This window comes from Geovibrio ferrireducens, assembly GCF_026226615.1.
Taxonomy (GTDB): domain Bacteria; phylum Chrysiogenota; class Deferribacteres; order Deferribacterales; family Geovibrionaceae; genus Geovibrio; species Geovibrio ferrireducens.
The window spans coordinates 1-21730 of record NZ_JAJAPB010000014.1; the positions used below are offsets into that span (position 1 = coordinate 1).

A 21730-nucleotide genomic window follows, 5' to 3' on the forward strand; every position below is an offset into this window, starting at 1 on the left:
TTTCTCATTTAACAATAAAAAATTCTCCCTCCGTGGGAATTTTTTATACACGCTCACGCCGCAGTGAATGCGGCTTCGCTGCGCACGGCGGCAGCACATCCTGTGCCTTACATTTTCTCAGGCTTGCAGAGGTGCTTGTCCTTTACGGCTTCTTTTCCGCATTTGCAGATGTATTTTGGCTTTTCGCCGTCAAGTTTTTCTTTACGTTCGGATTTTGATAGTTTGCACATCTTTGCCATGACCGCACCTTAATAAGATATATTCTGTCTTATTAAGATACACCTTAACAAAGCAAAAGGCAACATAAGCTTATGACTAATGCCCGATCTGCTTACCGATGAAAAACTCCTGAGTGTTATGAGGCTCTTCCCCTGATTCCGGCTTGAGTTTCCTGTATGTTTCCCCTTCCAGAACCCATGATTTGGTATTATCCTTAAGGTTGCTGGAAAGTATCGTCATCATAAAGTCCTTGGCGTTTTTATCAGTAATCTCGAAAAGATGCTCAACCCTTGAGTGCATGTTGCGCTCCATCCAGTCCGCTGTGGATATGAAAAGCCGCTTTTTGCCGCCGTGATAGAAACAGATTATACGGGGATGCTCCAGAAAGCGGCCGATAATGCTGCGGATGCTGATGTTTTCCGTCAGCCCCGTAACCCCCGCTGTCATACCGCAGATTCCCCGTATTATCATCTCTATCTTAACACCTGCGCAGGAAGCATCATGGAGTTTCATAATAAGCTCCTTATCTATCAGCGAGTTGATTTTCACGATCATCTCTGCCTTTTTGCCCGCCTTTGCATTTTCTATCTCGTAATCTATGAGTGAGAGGAGCTTCGCCTTGAGCCCGGTCGGTGCGACGCTTATTCTGTCCCAGTCAGCGTAGTCAGTATAACCCATCAGGAGGTTAAACAGGTTTGCGCACTCCTTGCCCACAGTTTCATCCGCTGTGATGTAGTCTATGTCCGTGTATATCTTCGCTGTCGCCTCATTGAAGTTTCCTGTGGAAAGATAGCTGTAGCGGACTATTCCCTGCGGTTCCCTCCTTATTATCTGGAGGTTTTTGGAGTGGATCTTAAGCCCCGGTATTCCGTAAGTGACTATGCAGCCCGCTTCCTCAAGCTTTTTTGCCCAGCCCACGTTGCGCTCCTCATCAAAGCGCGCCTTGAGCTCTATCACCACGCAGACCTGCTTGCCGCGTCTTGCTGCCTCGGAGAGGGATTCCACTATGCTTGAGCCGCGGTTAGCCCTGTAGAGGGTCATTTTTATTGCCAGAACCTGATCATCCGCAGCAGCGCGGCGTATCAGGGCGGAATGAAACCCGAAATCGTGATACGGGCGGTAGAAAACAAAGTCCCGCTCCTTAAGCCTGTCGAAAATATTCTCATCCGCAGTCAGCCCGTAGGGCACAAACGGCTTGTGCTCAGGGTACATAAGATCCGGATTGCCGTCTGCAATGGAGAAAAGGAATGTGAGGTCAAGGGGTTTGTCCACAATGTAAACATCCTCATCATCAAAGCCTATATGTTCCCGGAGAAACTTAAGCACCTCATCCGGCGCGGTTTTGTCAAGCTCAACCCTGACCACATTCCCCTTCTTGCGCGAGGGGAGCTTCTTTTCTATAATTTTCAGCAGATCCTCCGCCTCGTCCTCCTCCACTGTGAGGTCGGCGTTCCTTGTAAGGCGGAGAGTGTAGCTGTCCGTTACCTTATATCCCGGATAAACCTGCGGAAGGCAGCGGGCGATTATCTCCTCGCTGGTGATGCAGTATGTGCGGTGCAGGCGTATTTTGAACACTCTCTGGAGGTTTTCGGGAATAATTATTATGGAGTAGTGGGTTTCGCCCGCTCTCTCAAGCTTTACAAAAATGCACTGACGCAGGTTGTAGATAAACGGAAAAGGGTTCGCCGTGCTCAGGGTAACGGGGGAGATAAGGGGCTGTATCTCGTCATTGAATATGGATTCCACAATGTCAGAGAGCTCGCCGTCAATCTCCGGCTGGATGACTATGTGGTGTCTGGCGCATTCCTTTATCACTTTGCGGAAAATCTTCTGCTGATCCTTAACCAGCCTGTGCGCGGTTTCGGATATTTTCGCCAGAAGCTCTTTCGGGGTGTAGCCGGAGGCATCCTTAATATTGTATTTCGCGTCCACCTGATCATAAAGCCCGGCGACGCGGATCATAAAAAACTCGTCCAGATTGGACGAGAAGATAGCCAGAAACTTAAGCTTTTCCAGAAGCGGGACACTCTCGTCCTCCGCCTCTCTCAGCACCCGCTCATTAAACTGGAGCCAGCTTATTTCCCTGTTTATAAATTTATACTCACTCATAAAGTACCTTCATCTCCAGTTCAACGGGAATACCGAATGTTTCAAGGAACATACTCTTTTTCTGGTCAAACCCCAGTTTTTCCAGATACGCATGCTTTCTGGTTCTTGCTTTTATTATTATCCTGCTGCTCAGCACCTCAACATCCACACTCTCCACAAGCTGCATGTGGCTTGTATCCAGCGAGTCCGCTATGCGCAGAATGCTCACCAGCTTTCTGATGGTAAGCTGTGTTTCCATATTCAGATACGAAAGTCTCGTCTCTGCGGTTTCATCCGTGCCCACCCTGTGCATGAGGACAAGGAAGGCGATTATCTTTATCTGCTCCTGATCCAGGCCGGGCATGTCAAAAGCCTTAGCTATGTAATACGAGTGCTCATGGTGCATTTTTGCATCAATATAATAGCCTATGTCATGGAGAATCGCCGCCGCTTCAAGGAGCATCCTCTCGTTCATGCCGAGGTTGTGGAGATCGCCCAAGGCATCGAAAATCTGAACGGAGTAGTCGGTCACCACTTTAGAGTGGGGCTCGTCAAAGTTATAGCGTCTGCCCAGATGATAAAGCGTGTTGCGGAGCCTGCCCCTGAAACCGTTGTCGCGTATATTGTTTGAGTAATACCTCGTGAGCACGTTGGGGAACGACTTGCGGCTGAACTGCACCTTGTCCGTACCCACAAACTGCATAAGGCGCAGATAAGTCTCAAGCATGGGCACAAGCACCTTCGCCTCGCTTATCCTTATGCCCAGCATGGTCATGTTCTCCTGAGAGGTCTTGTCCTTAACTCTTTCGTAAAGCTCCTCAAGCTTTGTGCGGTGGAAATAGTTCTCCTTCGGGTCGAAGATGAACTGGAGGGTGTTTACCGAACTGCCGGAGCACACCAGATATTTTATCTTAGGCGAACCACCGAGGGACGAGTTTATGGTGTTGAACATTGTCTCCACATACTGGTTATACGCCTTGTACCTGCTGTGTATGGGTATTCCCTTGAAAAGCTGGCGCAGACGCAGACTGCCGTATGGGAGTGAGCCGGAGAAAATGCTTGTGTCGTCCTTAAGTATGTTTATGGATACGTTGCCGCTTGAGATATTGGCGAACAGAACACCCCTTTTCTCGTAGCTCTCAAAGTTTTTTATGTCGTTCTTAACGCCGATGTATTTTATGTATATCTCATCCGAAGGCTCAATAACATCAAGCTTAAGCCCTGTCTTGTTCATCACATGGTCTATGAGGAAATAGCGGTTGCGCGCCTCCCTCACTCCGCTGGTGCAGACGCATTTGTAGTTTTTCTTTATGCCGTACTCATCCAGCTTATGGCGGAACATCTGTAATATATTCGTTGCCTTGTAAACACTGTCCAGCGTTATGTAGCCCTTGGTGAAGGTGTCCTTGCCGAGACCGAGGGGCTTCACCAGAGTTTCCATTATCCGCTCCTGCCCTTCATTAAACTCGGAGATCTGCATGCGGAAAGCGCTGGCGCCTATGTTAATCGTTGCAAAAAGACCGTTTTTCATAGAATAGCCAGCTCCTTACCGCTTATCTCTTCCAGAAGGTCCTTTTTCATCTCGAACTTTTTCTTTTCAAGGGAAAGGTTGTACTCGGAAACAAGCTTAATCTCTATCTTCTTGGGCTTAACATGCACTTCCACATCCCTCACCAGAGACTTGTGCGATCTGTCCAGCCCGTCCGCAGCGCGGAGAACGGCGCTCATTGCCGCTGTTTTGTGCCGGTCGGCCTCGCCCATCATATTAAAAAGCCTGTGGGATGAGCGGGGCGGGCTCTTGCGGTGGTATCTGGCGATGTTGCCTATCATGTTTATTTCATCGTGGTTGTAGCCCATGAGGTCGGAGTTCATTATAAGGTACTGCGAATGTTTATGGTGCTTGGAGTATGAAATATAGTTGCCTATGTCATGCAGAAGGGAGGCAGCCTCAAGCACAGGCCAGTCGCTTTTTTCAAGACCGAGCTCAGCGTAAAGCCCGTCGAACATCTTTTTACAGAGCTTTGTCACCTGCCTTGCGTGGCGCTCCTCAAAGGTGAACTTGTTGCCTATCTCTATGAGTCTGGCATGGCGGATATTGTCCATATTCTGCTGAAAAGGGAGCTCAAGCCCCATCTTGTTTATGGTGTCTATGGTGAGTCCGCTTCTCAGTCCGCCGCTGAGGGTGTAGAGCCCTTCGCCGTCGGTCTCTTCCAGTACGGCATCCACCTGCATGGCGGCAGCCAGAATAATATCCGCCCTTTTCTCCTCCATGCCGGGAATCTGTATGCGCTCACTCATGGTTTTATTTTTTATATCATTTATCAGCTTTTTGAGGTGCTTACGCTCAAGGTATTTTACTGTTCTGTCAGCCCTCTGGCCGCCTGTCAGGTAATGGATTGTGGAAAGGTTGCCCATTGAGCCGCCGGTGCAGATAACCAGATCGATGGATTTGGGCAGCTTTAACCTGCGAACCTCTTTCACAAGGAAATCCTTCAATGTCTGGTACTCTGAGTTGGTCACAGGGTCGTTTTTGAAAAACATTTTGGTCAGCCTGTTGCAGCCCAGCTCCACACTGTGCGCTTTTTCAAGCCTTCCTCTGTTCACAATGGAATATTCCGCGCTGCCGCCGCCTATATCCAGCACAAGGGCGTGGTACTTGCTTATCTCAAAATTTGCCGAAGCAGCGATGAAGGTATAGCGCGCCTCCTCCTCGCCGCTGATTATCTCAACGCCGAAGCCGCAGGTGTCCATCACCTTCTGAATAACTTCGCTGTAGTTTGATGCCGCCCTGAATGAGGCTGTTGCCACAGCCCGGATCTGGTGCACCTTCCAGTTGTCTATTATTGCGCGCACCTCTTTCAGGCTCTGCAAAAGTCTGGCGAGGGCGGGCTCTGTAATCATTCCGGACTCGAACACCTCATCGCCGAGGCGCACTGATTCCTTGTATTCTTCAAGAACCCTGTAGCTCTTATCCTTAACCTGTGAAACCTGGAGGCGGACAGTGTTGCTTCCTATGTCCACCACGGCTATGTTTATTCCGTTTCCTAACATTGATACAGCTACCCCGGAATTACGAAATTTGTATGAGTCACATTACATTACAATACCAGTGTTTGTAACCATTTTAAGACGATTTTACAAAATATTTACAATTTCCCGCCAGATATTAGCATAAGCATCAGCCGCTTTGCTTTTCGGACTGAACACGCCTACCGGGGCGCGGTGAAGCCCCATTTTCTCAACCTCTGCGGAATAAGGCACATGGTTTTCAAGAAGCTTTACCCCCTCAAACTCAGTGCTGTCCATCACTTCACGGTGTATTTTTTTGCGTCTGTCAGCCATGGAGAAAAACAGAGCGGTTGTGACATCCTTCATTTTGTTCTCTTTCAGGAAATCAAGGAGCATTCCGCAGGTGCGGAGCGAAAGAACAGTGGGAATGAGGGGAACCGCCAGCACATCGGCAGCTTTCATAATACCTTCCGAGAGAAGGGTGATTCCCGGCGGCGCGTCAGCTATGGCAAGGTCGTAGTCCCCGCTTACGCTCCTGAACATGTCACGGACGGCTTTTTTCGGCTTATCCGCCGCATCCAGAAAAAGATCCATGTTCCGGCAGGAGAAATCAGCAGGAATTATATCAAGATTCTCAAAATCAGTGGCTTTTATCTCCGCCTCAAGGTCGCTTTTCCCCTGAACAGCCTTCTTCATGCTTTTGTTCAGCTTCGGCTTGACGCGGAAATAGAAAGTGGAGGCCGCCTGCGGGTCAAAGTCCCAGAGAAGCGTCCGCATTCCGCTCTGCGCCGCACAGTAAGCCAGATTCACCGCCGCCGCAGTTTTGCCCACCCCGCCCTTTATACTGTAAACCGCCATTATCTTCATCAGCCAGCTCCGTGTTTTTTATTTCAGCATTTCATTTATAAGTCCGCGTGTTTTTGCAGAGACAAAATCCTCAATCAGTTCAAGGCATTTTTCCCGTTCCGCCTTTTGAAGCTCATCCAGATAACGCGCAAGATAACCTGACGCAAGGGACATACTGACAGGCTTTTTAAGCCTTTTTGCAGCCTCTTCGGTATAGTACATCAGCTTTTCACGCTGAACCTCATAATCCTGATGAGCGCCCAGAGCATCCTGAAGCCTTTTCAGCCTTTTGGTGACTCCGTCCGCAGCCTTCTCCGGGAAAATAGTCCTGAAAAATTCAAGAGCATAACGCAGCTTTTTGCAGCCTATGCGCACCCTGTGAATCTCCTCCGCCGGGCTCTCCCCGTGCAGATCCCGCCCTTCCTTATATATTCTGCCGTATGCTTTTTTTATCACTTCCGCAGCGGAATCCCGGACACTGCGTCTGCCCTCTTCCGTGTGTGTTTCATGGGAGAGAAAGCTTCTCCATTCCGCTTTCAGGTCAGCATACTCCGCTGAACCCAGAAGAGACACAATCCGCTCATGCTCTTTTTTCCGTGAGCGTGCCAGATACTTCTCCACCGGCATCAAATCATCACGCATATCATCCGGCAGAAGGGTTCTGTATTCCTGTATTTTTCTGAGATAAACATCCAGATCACGGGCAGAATTTGTGCGGGAAAAGAGCTCGGAAAGCTTTGTCCGGAAATATGCATGCTCCTCCGGCGGAAAAACACCCTTAAACATTGTAAAGGCTGAGCGTGAACGCCTCAGTGCCACCCTGAAATCATGGAGAAACTCAGAGTCGAGCCCCTCAGCCGCCCCTGCTTCGTTCTGTTCCATAATATTGAGCAGTTTCAGGAGAATATCCCTCAGAACATCCGCAACGGGTGCATCAGGTGCGCAGTCAGCCTCTGCTGATGTGCTGTATGCACCGGGTCTGAGGCCTGATTTCCTCAGGGCATGGACAATGGGGGATCTGAGAGTTCTCTTTCCTCCCTGATCCTCCAAGGCGGCCTGAACCATAGCCCCTTCTCTGTCATAGCCTTTCAGCGGCATAAGTTCCGCGAATAAGCATGAGAAATCATTGATGCTAACAGTGCTCAGCCTTATACGGCAGATAGTTTTGCCGTCCTCATTGATGATGCCGAAGCAGTCTGTTTTTATCGCACACTGCGCTTTTATCTCCAGAATCCGGGGGCTGGTGTTCATCCGCACCAGTTCACGGAGCTTGCCTTCGGGTATATCTTCATAGTTTTTCGGCGCGGACACAGCCTCCGCACTGACTGTTTTTCCGTTTCTGTAAAGCCTTAAAAAAGAGCCGGAAAAGAAGAGAACACATTCCGCCTGCCAGAGCAGCCAGTCAAACGTATCCAGCAGAAAGCCGGATTCCTCCGCGCCGCTCTTAACGGCCTCGTCTCCAAGGCTCCAGCCGGTAAAGCTTTGCAGTTCATCCGGTGAAAAGGATTTAAGAACAAAAATATTATTCTTCAAAATATCAGCCTCAGTCAGTCAGCAGTTTCTGCTGTATGAGGTTAATGAGATGCCTGTTTTCCAGATGGCATATTGAGCCCTTCTTAAGCACCAGCTCCATAGCGTTTCCCGCCATGTAAAACGAGAGGAACTCAGTCATATCCGGCTCATGCCCCACAAAAGCGGTCGTGGAATAACCGGGATACTTCTTCACAGCCTCAAGCCAGCCCGCTATATCCGCTCCCGGATTCAGAAGAGGCTCAGTAACAAGCCCGCCCTTGGTCACTGCGCACACTATCTCCGCAGTCTGCACCGCCCGGACGGCCTCCGAGGTAATAACATGGTAAGGCGCAGGATAAACTGAGAAGAATCTCCGCACCGCCCTCTCCATCCGCCGTTTTCCCTCACCTGTGAGGGGGCGCAGCATATCGTCCCCCGTCCATTCATGCCTTTCTTCCGCGTGGGCATGGCGGATAAAATACTGCCTCATCACATTCACCTGATTAATTCTAACATTAAACAATGATTTTTCGCCCGTTTTTTCCATAATTAAAAGGATTTCCCCTCATTTTGCCGTTTCGCTGCGCATTTTCAGGCATTCATTTTTATAACTTTTTGCCGTACTATCGATTATACATCTTAAAATAATTATGGGTTTAATACTCTTGTGGCAGAAATGTCAGAAATTTGTCAGGCAAAGGGTGATGTTTTGAAACTTCATACACTTATACGTAAACAGACGCTCACTGTTGGCATAAACAGGGCATGGGAGTTTTTCGGTGATCCGGCAAAGCTTGCGGAGATTACGCCGCCGTGGCTGGGCTTTAAGGTCAGAACAGAGCTCCCGCCGGAAACATACGCCGGAATGGTTGTCCGCTACACAATTACCCCCTTCGGCGGGATTCCCGTTCAGTGGATTACCGAAATAACCCACGCGGAAAAACCGTTCTTCTTTGTGGACGAGCAAAGATTCGGGCCATATAAATTCTGGCATCACCAGCACATTTTCCGTGAAACAGATAGCGGAACAGAAATGACCGACATGGTGGACTACATCCTCCCCTTCGGTTTTCTGGGTGAGCTGGCGCACATGCTTTATGTGAAGCGGAAACTGGATGAAATCTTTACATACAGGAAAGAAACACTGGATAAAATTTTTTCCTGATGTCTGCTTGCATTAACAGGTATTCCCTGTTATCGTTCAGATTATTTTACAGAGGTAGCACGAATGCCCGAAATATACGTTGTGGGACACAAAAACCCTGATACTGATTCCATAGCCTCCGCATACGGATATGCAAAGCTCAAAAATAAGCTGGATAAAGAAAATATCTACACCGCCGCCCGATGCGGAAACCTTAACAAACAGACAAGATTCATTTTTGATAAATTCGGAATAACACCCCCTGTCTTCATAAAAGATGTTTACCCTAAGGTCAGTGACGTAATGACCAGGCAGGTAATAGCCCTCAATGAAAATGAACCGCTTTTCGGCGTAATCAGAAACATAGACGAGCTTAAAATACGCATCACTCCCGTTGTTGAAGGCGGGAATATATTTAAAGGGATAGTAAGCATATTCGAGCTTTCGGACTTCCTCGCCACTAAAGACGTAACTGCAAAGCCTGTTTTCCATTTCAGGGCGGAAAACTTTGAAAAGGTCATAGGCGGCTATAACTTTATAAGAGGCAGGAACGAGGAGTTCAAGGCCTCGGTCATCATCGGCGCCATGCCCTATGAGCGCTTTAAGGAGCGCATGGAGAAGAAGGAATCCAGCGACATGGTGCTCATCGTCGGCAAAAGACGCGACATCATAGAATATGCCGTCAAAAAACAGCTTCCCGCCATAATCCTCACAGGAATAAGGGACGAGAGCGATGTGGATCTTGATTTTTCAAACTACGAAGGCTGGGTTTTTATCTCCGAACTGGACACAGCCGAGACTGTGCGCCGCCTCCAGCTGAGCATACCCACCAAGGCAGTAATGAAGACCGACATACCTTCCGTGGACGAAGGGGACTACCTTGAGGAAGTGAAGGACAAGCTCCTCCAGATTGACCATAAAGGGCTTCCTGTGCTCAGGGACAACAGGCTCATAGGCATTATCACCCGCTCCGATCTTATCAAAAAAACCCAGAAGGGGCTTATACTCATGGATCACAATGAGCTTTCCCAAGCTGTGGACGGTGCGGAAACAGCTCAGATTCACGAGATTGTCGATCACCACAGGCTGGGAACCATCAAAACGAAAACACCCATACACTTCTTCGCAAAACCTGTGGGCAGCACATGCACCCTTGTTTATCAGCAGTATATCATCAACGGAGTTGAAATAGACAGGGAGACAGCCTCCATCCTGCTTTCCGGCATACTGTCCGATACCGTCATCCTTAAATCCCCCACAACCACCGAGGAGGACAAAAGAGCGGTGAATGCGCTGGCCGAACTCGCCGGAATAAATTACGAGGAATACGGAGTGGAGATATTCTCCGCCACGGACAGCCTTAAAACCAGAGACCCGCAAAGCATCATCAACACGGATTTCAAAATATACGAGGAATACGGCATCAAAGTGGGCATAAGCCAGGTCGAGGTGGTTACCCTTCAGGAGATGGATGAAGTCAAGAATAATCTGATTCAGGCAATAAGCAGAAATACAAATGAAAAAGGGCTGGACTGGGGCATGCTCCTTGTCACAGACATTATTATGGAAAGAAGCATACTCCTCACCACCGGATTTGAGGCGGCGGAGAAAATACTCGCCTACAACAAGACGGAGGACTGCTGCTTTGACCTGCCGGGTGTGCTTTCCAGAAAAAAACAGCTTCTGCCTGAGATACTGCGCGTACTCGAAGAACTCAACGGATAAATATAAGCTTTCGGGGGAGCCGACAGATGAACTACATTCTTGCATTAACCGGATTTTCTCAATCTGTTTCCATAAGCGCCACTCAGATTCTCCTTGGGATCATGATTATATGGACAACATGGATAATTTACAAAGAAGGTGATTTTTCCCTCTTCAAATCAAGGATGTTTATTTTCTTCTGCATACTCTACGGAAGCATACTGCTGACATTTTTATTCACGGAAAACCAGTTTGAGCACACAAAATCCCTGAGAAACTTCTGGGGCATGGCATTTCTTTTTACCGCAATGTTCCTTGTTACCGATACTGAGAAACTGAGAACAGTTATACTCTCTGTAATCGCCGGCGGGTGCTTCGCAGGCGTTTATGCCATTTACGAGTATTTTTTCATGGACGCTGGCAGGGTAAACGGCTTTATGACACATGCTCTTACTTTCGGGAACAGTATTGTAATCATCCTCATTCTCTGTCTGTTCACGGTTATTGATAATAAATTCAAATCACGCTACGACAGGCTGCTCTGCTGCACTGCACTTCCTGTCATGTTTTCTGCGCTGCTTTTGTCCGGTTCAAGAGGCCCCCTGCTCTCTCTTCCTTTAGCCGTAGCGGTTATGCTTGTCGCCAGATACAAAGCCAAAGGACTGGTATACAGCCTCATTCTCTGTACCCTGTTCACAGCGGCAGCCTTTACTGTCCCTTCGCTGTCTGAACGCTTCGGAAAAATATTTTCAGCGGAGTACAGAGTTTCAAACAGTTCAATAGGCACACGGGTAGTTTTATGGGAAACATCTGTTAAAATCATCAGAGATAACCCTGTATTCGGAGTAGGTTATAACAACTTCCAGAAAAATGTCCGCAAATATACAGATAAGCCTCTGGCATCAATGGCCCATGCGCATAACTCATACCTGCATCATGCGGCAATATACGGACTGACAGGACTTACGGCTCTTCTGCTGTTTCTCGGCGCAATAGGGCAGGAACTGGCCAAAGCGGTTAAACGGAAAATACCTTTTTCATTCGGAGTTCTGGCTGCTTTTCTCGTATTTCTTCTCTGCGGGCTGACTGAGAACAATCTGGGCGATTCCGAGGTGGCGATGCTCATGTGGCTTCTGGCAGGAAGCGTTATGGGGATAACTTTTAACGGAGATTCTGCTTAAGCTTCATAATCCTTACGTATGAGCGCTCAATCATTTCCATGCTGATCTGCCCCGTTTCAACAGCATTTTTTATGATCTCTGCTGCTTTTTCGGGAAACTCAGGATCATTGAAAAAGAAATTGGAATAAACAAGCACATCCGCCCCCGCCTGCACAGCCCGGACAACAGCCTCCTCCAAAGAAAAGTTATCCCTCACCGCACCCATCTGGAGGTCGTCCGTGAATATCACACCGTCATAGCCCATATCCCTGCGGAGAATATCAAGGTGCTTCTTTGACATTGTAGCGGGGTAAACAGGGTCTATTCCGGAGTTAAAAACATGGGCTGTCATAACAGATACGGCAAGCCCCTTCTCTATGAGAAGCCGGAAGGGCTCAAGCTCTTTTTCTGTCCATGTTCCGGTAACATCAGTAAACCCCAGATGAGAATCGTTCAGTGCGCTGCCGTGACCGGGAAAATGTTTCAGAGAAGTCACAATACCCGCCCTGCTGTGCGCCTTCACAAACTCTCCGGCGTATGCCGCCACAGTTTCAGCATCAGCGGAGAAGCTTCTGCCCAGCCTGCCTATAACCGGTGAGTCCTGATTTACATTGAGATCTGCTGACGGAGCGAAATTCACATTAAAGCCAGCCGCACTCAAATCGGCAGCCATTTCGGAGTACTGCCTGAAAGCCTGCTCAGGAGTGAGTTTCCCCGCTGTGTCCCGGTGGGATTTATAGCTTCTGAACCCTTTTTCCGCCACCAGACGCTGGACTTTTCCCCCTTCCTGATCCACTGCTGTGAAGAGGACAGGAGAGCCCTTTCCGGCGGCAGCTTTTAAATTGTTGTTAAATTCTCTTATCTGACGAGGGTTTTCAATATTGTATTTATAAAGCACTACGCCGCCGACTTTCCCCTTAGCTATCTGGTCTTTAACAAGAGCTATCCCTTCTTCGGATGTATCTTTGACACCTACCATGATCATCTGTCCCGTCATCACGGAAAGATCCGCGGCAAGGCAAAAACCGGAAAGAAAAAAAACTGACACGCATACAAAAAAAGCCTTAATCATCATAGCCCGAATAATACTACCGACAGATAAAAACAGCAACAGAACTGTTTTACGCGTTGGTAAAATGACCTTTTATTTTAAGCTGTCTTTAAATATTATCATGCTTATGGTAATATAATTTAATTCAACCAACAAAGGGGTTTAACATGAAAAAACTGGCAGTACTTCTCAGTATCCTGCTGCTCACGCTCGTCTTTGCGGGGTGCGGCGGAACAAACCTTTTCGAAGGCGCAGCGGACGACAGCAGCAGCGCGGCAAAAGAGTTTGACGCTATACGCGCTCTGGACAAAGGAGATTATGACAGCGTAATCAGCTACTACGCCTCCAAATCAAATCTCAACCCGAAACAGCAGGTCTATCTGGCTTCGGCTTATCTCGGCAAGGTCAATGTGGACTTCATCAACCTGATCGAAGTGGCAGATTCCGATCTTGACACCTTCGACATCATCGCATCTATCTTCGGCGGCGGTGAAATTGCGGCAGATCCGTCCTCTTCCTCATCGGTCAGAGCAAAAGCGGCGCTCACAATCTCAGACTACCTTAACGCAATTGAGCTCGCTCTCGGTGTGCTTGATGAAAATTCAACTGACAAAAACGTCAGAACTCTCAAAGGTGTCCTGGGCGCACTGGACACAGTACTGATTATCGCCAAAACCGTAATGGATGTAAGCGGTGTTGATTACCTTGTTCTCTCTCAGGAAGGGATAAGGGATGCTCTCAACGGCGTTATGGTTGATGAAAACGATGTCGTAAACAACGCCAGCGATGCAAATGACCTTGATGAAGCCAACGCGCGCATCAACAGAAACCTCACTGCGATAGCAGGCGCTATTGATGTTTTCAGCAGCATCAAAGGCGGCGACTCCAGCGACATCAAGGAAGATTTTCAGGATTTCCTCGATGATCTGGACTATGACAGCAACGATATTTACGATGCGGGTGATATTGCAGATTACATCAACCACGTGATAGTAGGGGGGCATGTAGGATGAAAAAATTAATAATTCTTATAACGATACTTATACTCCCCTCGGTGCTGTTCGCGGCCTCACTGGAGTATCCGTCCATAGTGCGCTCCACAAAAGCGCTCGGAATGGGTGATGCATACTACGCAATGGGTGAGGATCAGTACGCTCTTTTCTACAACCCCGCAGGACTGGCGAGGATTGACAAATCCAGATGGAGCATACTGAACCTTCAGATAGGCGCCAATGACAACCTCATGGACAATAAAAACGCCTACAGCGATACAGACTGGGACGATGAGTCCGAAGTCGCAGACTTTCTCCGTGACATAATCGGAAAACATCAGAACTTCAACGGTACTTTTTTCCCCGCCTATTACAAAAAGAACTTTTCTTTGGGCGTATTCGCCAGTGCGCAGGTGACAGGCATAGCCAGAAACAAAGTGTTCCCTGAACTGGATGCGGACGCTGTTATTGACTACGGAATTATAGGCGGTATATCCCGCTCATTCATGAGCGACAAGCTCGATGTTGGCGTTAGTGTGATCCTCATGAACAGACGCAGCCTCAGCGAAACCTATTCTGTAGCAGATATAGCAAGCGATGAGTTTGACGAAATAATTGAAGACGACCTCGAAGAAGGGACAGGGCTCCTTGCAAATGTGGGCGTTATTTACAACATTACTCCCAAAAACACCTCAAACCTCAGAGTGGGCGCCGCTGTCAACAACATAGGAACCACCAGCATGGGCGATGCGAAAGACCTTGAGACAACTTTTAACCTCTCAGTGGCTTACTCTCCCAAGTTCGGCCCCTTCTCAACAGACTTTGTTGCGGATTTCAGGGATGTGTTCCAGGCAAATGATCAGGACAGCGATATAGCCAAAAGAGTGAACCTCGGCGCACAGGCAAAATGGAAAGCTCTCGCACTGAGAACAGGTCTGCATCAGGGTTATTTCACAGCAGGCTTCGGTGTGGATCTGCGTTATGTAACGCTTGATTACGCTTACTATCAGGAAGAACTCGGCGCATACGCCGGACAGCTTGAGGACGAAAGACACGTTCTTACTCTCAGCTTAGGTTTCTGAGAATATAAGCATGATTTAAACACATAATGGGGGCGGAAATTATTCCGCCCCTTCTTTATTCAAGTCCGTACAGTTTGAGCTTTCTGTAAAGGGTTGCCACGCCTATACCCAGTCTGTCAGCAGCCAGCTTTCTGTTGCCTTTCACATAAGCCAATGCCCGTTCAATGGCGCTTCGCTCCATATCTTCCAAGGTAAGGAAACTTGTATTCTCATCATTTTCATTATCCGAAGAGATAATCTCAGGCGGAAGATCAGAAACGCTCACAAGCCTCGATTCGCACAAAGCAGCAGCCCGCTGTACAGCGTTTTGCAGTTCCCTTACATTCCCCGGCCACTCATATTTCAGCATCACTTCCGCCGCAGCGGGAGAAAATCCGGTGACATCTGTTTTCATTTCTGCGGATGCCTGTTTCAGAAAAAAATGTGCAAGAGGGAGTATATCCTCCGTTCTGGTTTTCAGAGAGGGTATCCTCAGCTCTATGACCCTGAGCCTGTAATACAGATCTTTCCTGAAACGGCCGCTTTTTATCTCAGCTTCCAGACACCTGTTGGTTGCAGAAATTATTCTTACATTTATCTTTCTTGCTTTGTTTTCCCCAAGTCTGCGGATCTCCTTTTCCTGAAGAACACGCAGCAGCTTAACCTGCATACCGGGAGAGGTTTCCCCTATTTCATCCAGAAAAAGTGTTCCTCCCTCCGCTTCTTCAAACAATCCCTTGTGGTCTCTGTCTGCTCCGGTAAAAGCACCTTTCACATGGCCGAAAAGTTCACTTTCCAGAAGAGAGTCGGTAAATGCACCGCAGTTCACCGCTATAAACGGGCAGGAGGAACATGAAGAATTATTGTGAATATACCGGGCAAGAACCTCTTTACCTGCGCCGCTGTCCCCTGCGATAAGCACCGGGCTGCACACTTTGGCTGTCCGCTCAGCGAGGTTCACAATATCCTGCATCATTTTGCTGCGGATAACCATCCCCTCCACAGCATGCTTTTTCATCTCAAGACTGTGAAGATGCATTTGGGTTTTTTTAAGTTTTTTTTCGGTGCTGCATATTCTGTCGGTAAGCTCTTTCATTATGTCATTTATTGAATCCATCCCATAGAACGGAAGCTGCTCATGAATTGCATCACCCCACTGATCGGCAAAGCGGCCTTCTATCTCGCAGTAATCATCCCCTTTGCCGACGCACTTGGTCTCTATGAAATAGACATCCCTGCCATGCTTGAACGATTCATAGCCGCTGGCAAATCCTGTCAGGGTCCAGCACACGGGTTCGTCAGACCTGCCGAAATGCATAAGGTGCTGTTCTGCCTCGTATGAGTTTTTAATTATGGAGTGAATAAGAGGCCTGCCTGCCGTTCCGTCTGTCTGCTCAAGCATTGTGGTGATAAAAAGACCAAACAGAATGTGCAGATGCGCCCCGCCGGTAGAACTTCCGAGCAGCTTCGGAAATTTATTTTTCAGCATCTCAGCAGTACGCCACCCGTGGGCGTACCCGTAACGGGTGAGAACATTCTTTGCGCCGTATTTACCGAAAATCTGTATGAGCTCCTTACGCAGCAGCCCCTTGGAAATACTGTCATCAATCAGCACACGCTGATTCATGAAATAAATTACTTTGCTCTCCGGATCAACCTTCAAAAGGTCATTGATTCTCATATTAAGAATATCCATAAAGTTTACCCTGAATAAAATAATAAAACTTAAACACTGTATCATCTTTTCTCCAGTCACCGCAACAGAAACTTATCATCATGATAGTCATGGCTATCATAATGATAGTTCTTCAAACATGCTTAAAAAATAAATATGTTTATTATAAATATATTAACCAACAAGACAAAAGTGGCATATCACATGCTTTATAGAATACACATTAATAAGCACACTAAACGCCTTTACTGCTGCGGCAAATATCCCTACGGAGAAATTTAACTTTTATTAAACACCGGAAAAAGAAGCTCTTTTTCCTGAACCACATAATAAGGAGAGTCAAATGGACGAAAAAACAAAATTATCCAGACGCAGTTTCCTCAAAACAGGTCTCGCCGGAGCGGCAGCGGCCGCAACCGCAGTCAGCTTCCCTGCCATAGCTGCGGAAACCAAGGAAGGGCATCCGCTGCCTAATGAATGCACTCAATGGAGCTGGGAAAAGCCGGTAAAACCCATCCCTGATAAGCAGATCAAAAACACAGTTACATCTGATGTTGTGGTAATCGGTGCGGGACTTTCTGGGATAGCCGCCGCTCTTTCCGCTGCGGAGTTCGGCGCCAAGGTTCAGCTTGTGGAAAAAAACAGTACATGGGCAGCCAGGGGCGGCCATATCACCGCTTTTGACAGCACAGTTCAGAAACGTATGGGAATAAAAAACGATTACAGACAGATTATCCGTGACTGGATCGCATGGGCGCAGGGCAGGGTTGACGAAAGGCTCCTCTGGAACTTCGCTGAAAAAAGCGGAGCTTGCATGGACTGGGCTGTGGGCATAGGCGAAAAATACGGACTGAAAGTCACCATGTGGGAAGGCTATTACAAAGGGCCGGACTATACAGAATATCCCGTCACTCATTTTTTCCACGAAGAAAATGCCGATCTTTCATATGTTTATGGTAACTCTACAGGCATAGGCAACGTTACTCTTGTTCCCGCTCTTGAGAAAGAAGCAAAATCAAAAGGGGTTGTTTTCAACTACGGAACCCCCGCAGTACAGATACTGAAAGACTCAAGCGGAAAAGTAACCGGACTTATAGCAGGCAAACAGGGGAAATATACTAAGTTTCTCGCCCCCAGCGTTATTATCGCCACAGGCGACTATGCTTCAAACAATGAAATGAAGAAATGCTTCTCCCCTTTCTCGCTCAAGGCAGATGCCCAGATATACTTCCCAAACAAATGCAACACAGGTGATGGTCTTATCATGGCTATGCAGGCAGGCGGATCAATGCAGAGGCATGAGCCCCATGCAGCAGTTATTCACCTTGAAGCAGGCGCAGCCAGCTACGGTTTTCTCCATGTAAACGCCGAAGGCAGACGCTTTAAAAATGAAGATGTAAACACTCAGTCCAAAAGCTGCACCAAAGAGCTTGAACCCGAAGGCATAGCATGGACAATATATGACCGTGACGGGCTTACCGAAGTCAAAAAGCAGGTGGATGCGAACCTCGGCGGCGGCCTTTTCTACGGACAGATGTGGCAGCCGTGGGGAAAAGGCTTCAACCTTGAAGTCGAGAAAATGACTCAGGAAGCGCACATAAAAGACGGAAAAGTTCTTGTGGCAAACACCATAGAGGAACTGGCGCGTAAAATGAATGTGCCGGTTGCCAACTTTACGCAGACAGTAAAAAGGTATAACGAGCTATACGCAATGCAGGACGACCCTGACTACGGCAAAAGAAAAGAACTGCTCACCCCGATCATCAATGCTCCGTTCTATGCGGGCAAACTCGCCAGCACTCTCCTTACGATGTGCGGAGGCCTCAGAACAGACAGCAGGCTTCTTGTACTTGACGGCAAAGGTGAGCCTATACCCGGACTTTACGTTGTAGGCGCTGCTCAGGGTGAGTTTTTCGCTAACGACTACCCGACAATATGCCCCGGAATAGGCCACGGAAGATGCCTCACTTTCGGAAGAATGGCAGGCATCAAAGCTGCAGGCAAAGACCCGTATAAAGTAATACCCTCAATAAAAATATAAGGGTTATAAAATGCTGAAACGGAAGCTGTTTTTCCCTCTTTACCTGCTGCCGCTTCTTTTTGTATCGGGGCTTGCCGCCGCAGACGCAAGCTCCGCATGCGGGAGCAAGTGCCATATAATAAAGCCTTACATTGAAGGACTGAAAGATAAAAAACTCCTTGTAAGCAAGCATTTTCAGGCAGGTATAGGATGCACGGAATGCCACGAATACACTGACGAAATCCACAGAAACGAAGAAGAAATGTACAAAAAAGGCGAATATGAGGAACCTATGTATACCCGTGAATACGAGCCTGAGTTCTGCTTCAGATGCCACGAAAGCTATGCCTCGCTGCAAAAGCTCACGGAAGGCTTCAAAGAGAAATGGGGACGTAATCCGCATGAGTCTCATATGGGGGAAATAGGGTGCTATGAATGCCATAAGGTACATCAGGCTTCAAAGTTTGTTTGTGCAGAGTGCCATCATGCAAACTGGAGTGAGAGGCTTCCCATAGGCTGGAAAACAGAATAAAGGAGAACCATATGCTGAAAAAGCTTATTTTTATTGCACTAGTGCTTACATTTACAGGACTCTCCCACGCACAGGACTACTCCCTCGGTTCCGAAGGAATAAAAGCGGGAACTGCTCCCGGACCGGGCTTTTATTATCTGATGTACAATAACTATTATACATCAGACAAATCTGTGAACAAAAACGGAGACGAGAATGACATAGGCTTTGATCTGTCCACCTTTGCAAACGTACACAGATTTGTTTATGTGACCGAGAAAAAAATCCTCGGAGGCTACTACGGCATGAACATTATAATTCCTCTGGTATACGCTGACCTCAATATTGATGCAGCCGGAGTGGACAAAGACGAAACAGCCGTAGGCGACATAGTTATCGAACCGATGTTTATTTCATGGCGAAAAGAGCGGTACGAAGCGGTTCTGGGAACAGCGTTATTTGTTCCCACCGGAAGTTATGAAAAAGACCGAGCTCTGAATATAGGCAAGGATCACTACACATTCATGCTTACTCTGGGCGGAACATACTACCCGGATAAAAACAGAGAATGGTCACTCTCAGTACTCACCCGTTATGAAAAACACTTTGAAAATCAGGACACAAACGTTACTTACGGCGATGACATCGACCTTGAGTGGGGAATAGCGAAAGCTGTTACGAAGAAAGTTGAAGTCGGTCTCGTCGGCTATGCCCACTGGCAGATAACTGATGACAAGGGAAGCGATGCGGGATGGGATAAAAGTGTTCATGACAGAATATTCGGAATAGGACCGGAGGTGGATATTTTCTCCGAAACTCTCGGTGCTGTATTTAAATGCAAACTGTATAAGGAATTTGAAGGAAGAGACACAAACGAAGGCACATCCGCGTGGCTCACGTTTGTAAAACCTTTATAATCAGTCTCAGCCTGATAAAAAATAGGGGGCGGAAATTATTCCGCCCCTTTTCAGCCTAAAGACACTTTTTATCTATAAACGTCACAGCCTCATCGACTATGCTTTTAAGAACCTCTTCCAGTGTGCCCTTTTTCAGGTCACGCATTATGTAAGTTTCCCTCAGCAGAGCACCCTTGCCGCTGAAAATTCTCACACTCACCTCAACATTGCCTGTACCGGAATTAACAAGGCTGTCGCTGAAAACCGGGTCAGAATATTCCACAAGAACAACGCGGACTATAATATCGCTGTTTTCGCCTTCAAACCCTTCCTTAACCTTAAGAGCCTTGAATCTGTCCGTTACTCCGTCTGTGAGTTTTTTCTGAAAATTTCTTCCGAAATCAATACCCGCACCCTGCGATGTGCTGTAATCCGCAGGCATGATAAGAACGTTTTTAGCCACCCTGCACTCCTTCGGAGTGAGGCATGCACTGAGAAAAACCGCGCAGAAAGCGCAGAGAAAAACTTTTTTGATCATTGTTTCTGCTCCTTAACTATGCTTCTTCGTCTTTATCCTGATGTTTCTTTGTTCCTTTGTAAAGCTCATATTCAAGCAGGCGGCACTCTATCTTAGAGTTGAAGAAAACAGTTTTTGAGGCTGTCCGCAGACCCACATGCTTAGCCAGATTCATGTTCCCGGTGAATATGTAGCCCCTGTAGCCCTGACACTTGGCTTTAAAGAAGTCGCCTATGCTGCCGTAAACGGATTCGAGGTGCTTTTCATCGCCGAGCCTTTTGCCGTATTCCGGGTTCAGTATAACCACCCCGCCGCCGTCCGGCACTGTGCAGTCGCGGAAATCGCAGAGCTGGTAATCCAGATACTCCTCCACTCCGGCGTATCCGGCGTTCTCTTCCACTGCCTTAAGGCATCTTTCATCATGGTCTGAGACTATGACCTGCCCTTTAATCTCCTTCTTCACCACACGGAGCGCATCGTTTCGTATATCGCTCCACTCCTTTTTATTGAAGCCTAAAATGTGCATGAAGCCGAAGTTCCGTCTTATTATCCCCCCCGCCATGTTAAGAGCGCTCATGAGCGCCTCAATGGCCAGAGTGCCGCTGCCGCACATGGGGTTAATGAAGCTGTCCGTTCCCTTCCAGCCGGTTTTCATGATGACAGCAGCAGCCAGAGTCTCCGTCATGGGCGCCATCATGGGGTTATACCTGTATCCTCTTTTGGAGAGCGCCTCGCCGGATGTATCTATGTACAGCGCGCATTCATCCTCTCTCCAGTGAAGAAAGAGAACCGCGGCATTTAGTTCAGGCCCGGTGTCCGGTCTTTTGCCCAGCTTAGCCGTCATTCTGTCCGCAATTGCATCCTTGCAGCGGAGGTTGGCAAATCTGGTGTCCCTTATATTGTCATTAAGAACTGATGAAGTTATGCTGAAATACCCGGACGGGTCGAGCATATCCTCCCATGGGAGTTTTTTTACCTCTTTGTACAGTTCATCGGGCCCTGCGGCGCGGAAACGGGCAAGCTGAAAAAGAACACGGCTGCCTGTTCTCAGCATGAGGTTAAGCCTCATGGCATCCTTCATGGAGCCTTCAATCTCAAGCCCTGCGGTGAACTCATTCTTTATACTGTAACCGAGAGCCTCAAGCTCAGCCTCAAGAAACGGGTTTATCCCCTTGGCGCAGGTTACTACTATTCTGCTTTTGCTGCGGAATGCGTACATATTTATAACACCTGTTAAACAAAAAACGGATAATAACATCCTAAAAAACTATAAACAAGAACAACCCGCAATGCGATCTTGAAGTGCGCGAAAAACAGCTTTATTA

The 21730-nt window shown here is 47.8% G+C and carries 19 protein-coding genes; 8 read left to right on the forward strand and 11 right to left on the reverse strand.

Annotation, left to right across the window (positions count from 1 at the left end):
* Positions 1 to 107: 107 nt before the first annotated feature.
* The 7 genes from OSQ85_RS11950 to OSQ85_RS11980 form a co-directional block, all read right to left on the reverse strand.
* Entirely contained in the window at positions 108 to 239 is a 132-nt protein-coding gene (locus OSQ85_RS11950; RefSeq protein ID WP_265823385.1) for a hypothetical protein, read from the reverse strand.
* 76 nt (positions 240 to 315) lie between these two features.
* The gene (gene ppk1 / locus OSQ85_RS11955) at positions 316 to 2328 is read right to left on the reverse strand and encodes a polyphosphate kinase 1 (protein WP_265823386.1); all 2013 of its coding nucleotides are present in this window, start codon (positions 2326 to 2328) and stop codon (positions 316 to 318) included.
* Positions 2321 to 3838, reverse strand: a complete 1518-nt coding sequence (locus OSQ85_RS11960; protein ID WP_265823388.1) for a Ppx/GppA phosphatase family protein — start codon at positions 3836 to 3838, stop codon at positions 2321 to 2323. Before OSQ85_RS11960 ends, ppk1 begins: the two co-directional genes overlap by 8 nt.
* Positions 3835 to 5358 (reverse strand): Ppx/GppA phosphatase family protein, encoded by a 1524-nt coding sequence (locus OSQ85_RS11965; protein WP_265823389.1) that lies wholly within the window; start codon positions 5356 to 5358, stop codon positions 3835 to 3837. The genes OSQ85_RS11960 and OSQ85_RS11965 overlap by 4 nt, the downstream gene beginning before the upstream one ends.
* A gap of 84 nt (positions 5359 to 5442) precedes the next feature.
* Positions 5443 to 6183: a ParA family protein gene (locus OSQ85_RS11970; protein ID WP_265823391.1), complete on the reverse strand. Its 741-nt coding sequence runs from the start codon at positions 6181 to 6183 to the stop codon at positions 5443 to 5445.
* A gap of 18 nt (positions 6184 to 6201) precedes the next feature.
* Positions 6202 to 7695 carry a CHAD domain-containing protein gene (locus OSQ85_RS11975; RefSeq protein WP_265823393.1) on the reverse strand — a complete coding sequence of 498 codons (1494 nt, stop codon included), beginning with the start codon at positions 7693 to 7695 and terminating at the stop codon, positions 6202 to 6204.
* Positions 7696 to 7705: 10 nt separating this feature from the next.
* Positions 7706 to 8164: a SixA phosphatase family protein gene (locus OSQ85_RS11980; RefSeq protein WP_265823395.1), complete on the reverse strand. Its 459-nt coding sequence runs from the start codon at positions 8162 to 8164 to the stop codon at positions 7706 to 7708.
* Between the two features lie 219 nt (positions 8165 to 8383).
* Here OSQ85_RS11980 and OSQ85_RS11985 point away from each other — a divergent pair, with 219 nt between their 5' ends.
* From OSQ85_RS11985 to OSQ85_RS11995, 3 genes are all read left to right on the forward strand, one after another.
* Positions 8384 to 8839, forward strand: a complete 456-nt coding sequence (locus OSQ85_RS11985; protein WP_265823396.1) for an SRPBCC family protein — start codon at positions 8384 to 8386, stop codon at positions 8837 to 8839.
* 63 nt (positions 8840 to 8902) lie between these two features.
* Positions 8903 to 10543, forward strand: coding sequence for a putative manganese-dependent inorganic diphosphatase (locus tag OSQ85_RS11990; protein ID WP_265823398.1), 1641 nt, complete (start codon positions 8903 to 8905; stop codon positions 10541 to 10543).
* A 26-nt stretch (positions 10544 to 10569) separates the two neighbouring features.
* On the forward strand, positions 10570 to 11703 hold the full coding sequence (locus tag OSQ85_RS11995; RefSeq protein ID WP_265823400.1) for an O-antigen ligase family protein: 1134 nt from the start codon (positions 10570 to 10572) through the stop codon (positions 11701 to 11703).
* Here the strand turns inward: OSQ85_RS11995 and OSQ85_RS12000 are convergent.
* Positions 11684 to 12757: a glycoside hydrolase family 3 protein gene (locus OSQ85_RS12000; RefSeq protein WP_265823401.1), complete on the reverse strand. Its 1074-nt coding sequence runs from the start codon at positions 12755 to 12757 to the stop codon at positions 11684 to 11686. The two genes, OSQ85_RS11995 and OSQ85_RS12000, sit on opposite strands and share 20 nt — an antisense overlap.
* 143 nt (positions 12758 to 12900) lie before the next feature.
* Between OSQ85_RS12000 and OSQ85_RS12005 the strand changes: the two genes are divergently transcribed.
* Together OSQ85_RS12005 and OSQ85_RS12010 are read left to right on the forward strand one after the other, a co-directional pair.
* Positions 12901 to 13746 carry a hypothetical protein gene (locus tag OSQ85_RS12005; RefSeq protein ID WP_265823402.1) on the forward strand — a complete coding sequence of 282 codons (846 nt, stop codon included), beginning with the start codon at positions 12901 to 12903 and terminating at the stop codon, positions 13744 to 13746.
* Positions 13743 to 14807: a PorV/PorQ family protein gene (locus OSQ85_RS12010; RefSeq protein WP_265823404.1), complete on the forward strand. Its 1065-nt coding sequence runs from the start codon at positions 13743 to 13745 to the stop codon at positions 14805 to 14807. Before OSQ85_RS12005 ends, OSQ85_RS12010 begins: the two co-directional genes overlap by 4 nt.
* A 55-nt stretch (positions 14808 to 14862) precedes the next feature.
* On the opposite strand, the gene OSQ85_RS12015 is transcribed toward OSQ85_RS12010, so the two are convergent.
* The gene (locus OSQ85_RS12015; protein ID WP_265823405.1) at positions 14863 to 16482 is read right to left on the reverse strand and encodes a sigma 54-interacting transcriptional regulator; all 1620 of its coding nucleotides are present in this window, start codon (positions 16480 to 16482) and stop codon (positions 14863 to 14865) included.
* Positions 16483 to 16804: 322 nt separating this feature from the next.
* Here OSQ85_RS12015 and OSQ85_RS12020 point away from each other — a divergent pair, with 322 nt between their 5' ends.
* Genes OSQ85_RS12020 through OSQ85_RS12030 form a run of 3 tightly spaced genes read left to right on the forward strand, consistent with a single transcriptional unit; the run spans position 16805 to position 19909 of the window.
* The gene (locus OSQ85_RS12020; RefSeq protein ID WP_265823407.1) at positions 16805 to 18502 is read left to right on the forward strand and encodes an FAD-dependent oxidoreductase; all 1698 of its coding nucleotides are present in this window, start codon (positions 16805 to 16807) and stop codon (positions 18500 to 18502) included.
* Positions 18503 to 18512: 10 nt separating this feature from the next.
* Entirely contained in the window at positions 18513 to 19013 is a 501-nt protein-coding gene (locus tag OSQ85_RS12025) for a cytochrome c3 family protein (RefSeq protein WP_265823409.1), read from the forward strand.
* Positions 19014 to 19024: 11 nt separating this feature from the next.
* A complete protein-coding gene (locus OSQ85_RS12030; protein WP_265823411.1) occupies positions 19025 to 19909 on the forward strand; it encodes a SphA family protein in 885 nt (294 codons plus the stop codon).
* A gap of 55 nt (positions 19910 to 19964) precedes the next feature.
* Here OSQ85_RS12030 and OSQ85_RS12035 read toward each other — a convergent pair whose 3' ends face one another.
* Positions 19965 to 20426 carry a hypothetical protein gene (locus tag OSQ85_RS12035; protein WP_265823412.1) on the reverse strand — a complete coding sequence of 154 codons (462 nt, stop codon included), beginning with the start codon at positions 20424 to 20426 and terminating at the stop codon, positions 19965 to 19967.
* Positions 20427 to 20442: 16 nt separating this feature from the next.
* Positions 20443 to 21624: a THUMP domain-containing class I SAM-dependent RNA methyltransferase gene (locus OSQ85_RS12040; RefSeq protein WP_265823414.1), complete on the reverse strand. Its 1182-nt coding sequence runs from the start codon at positions 21622 to 21624 to the stop codon at positions 20443 to 20445.
* Positions 21625 to 21730: the final 106 nt, after the last annotated feature.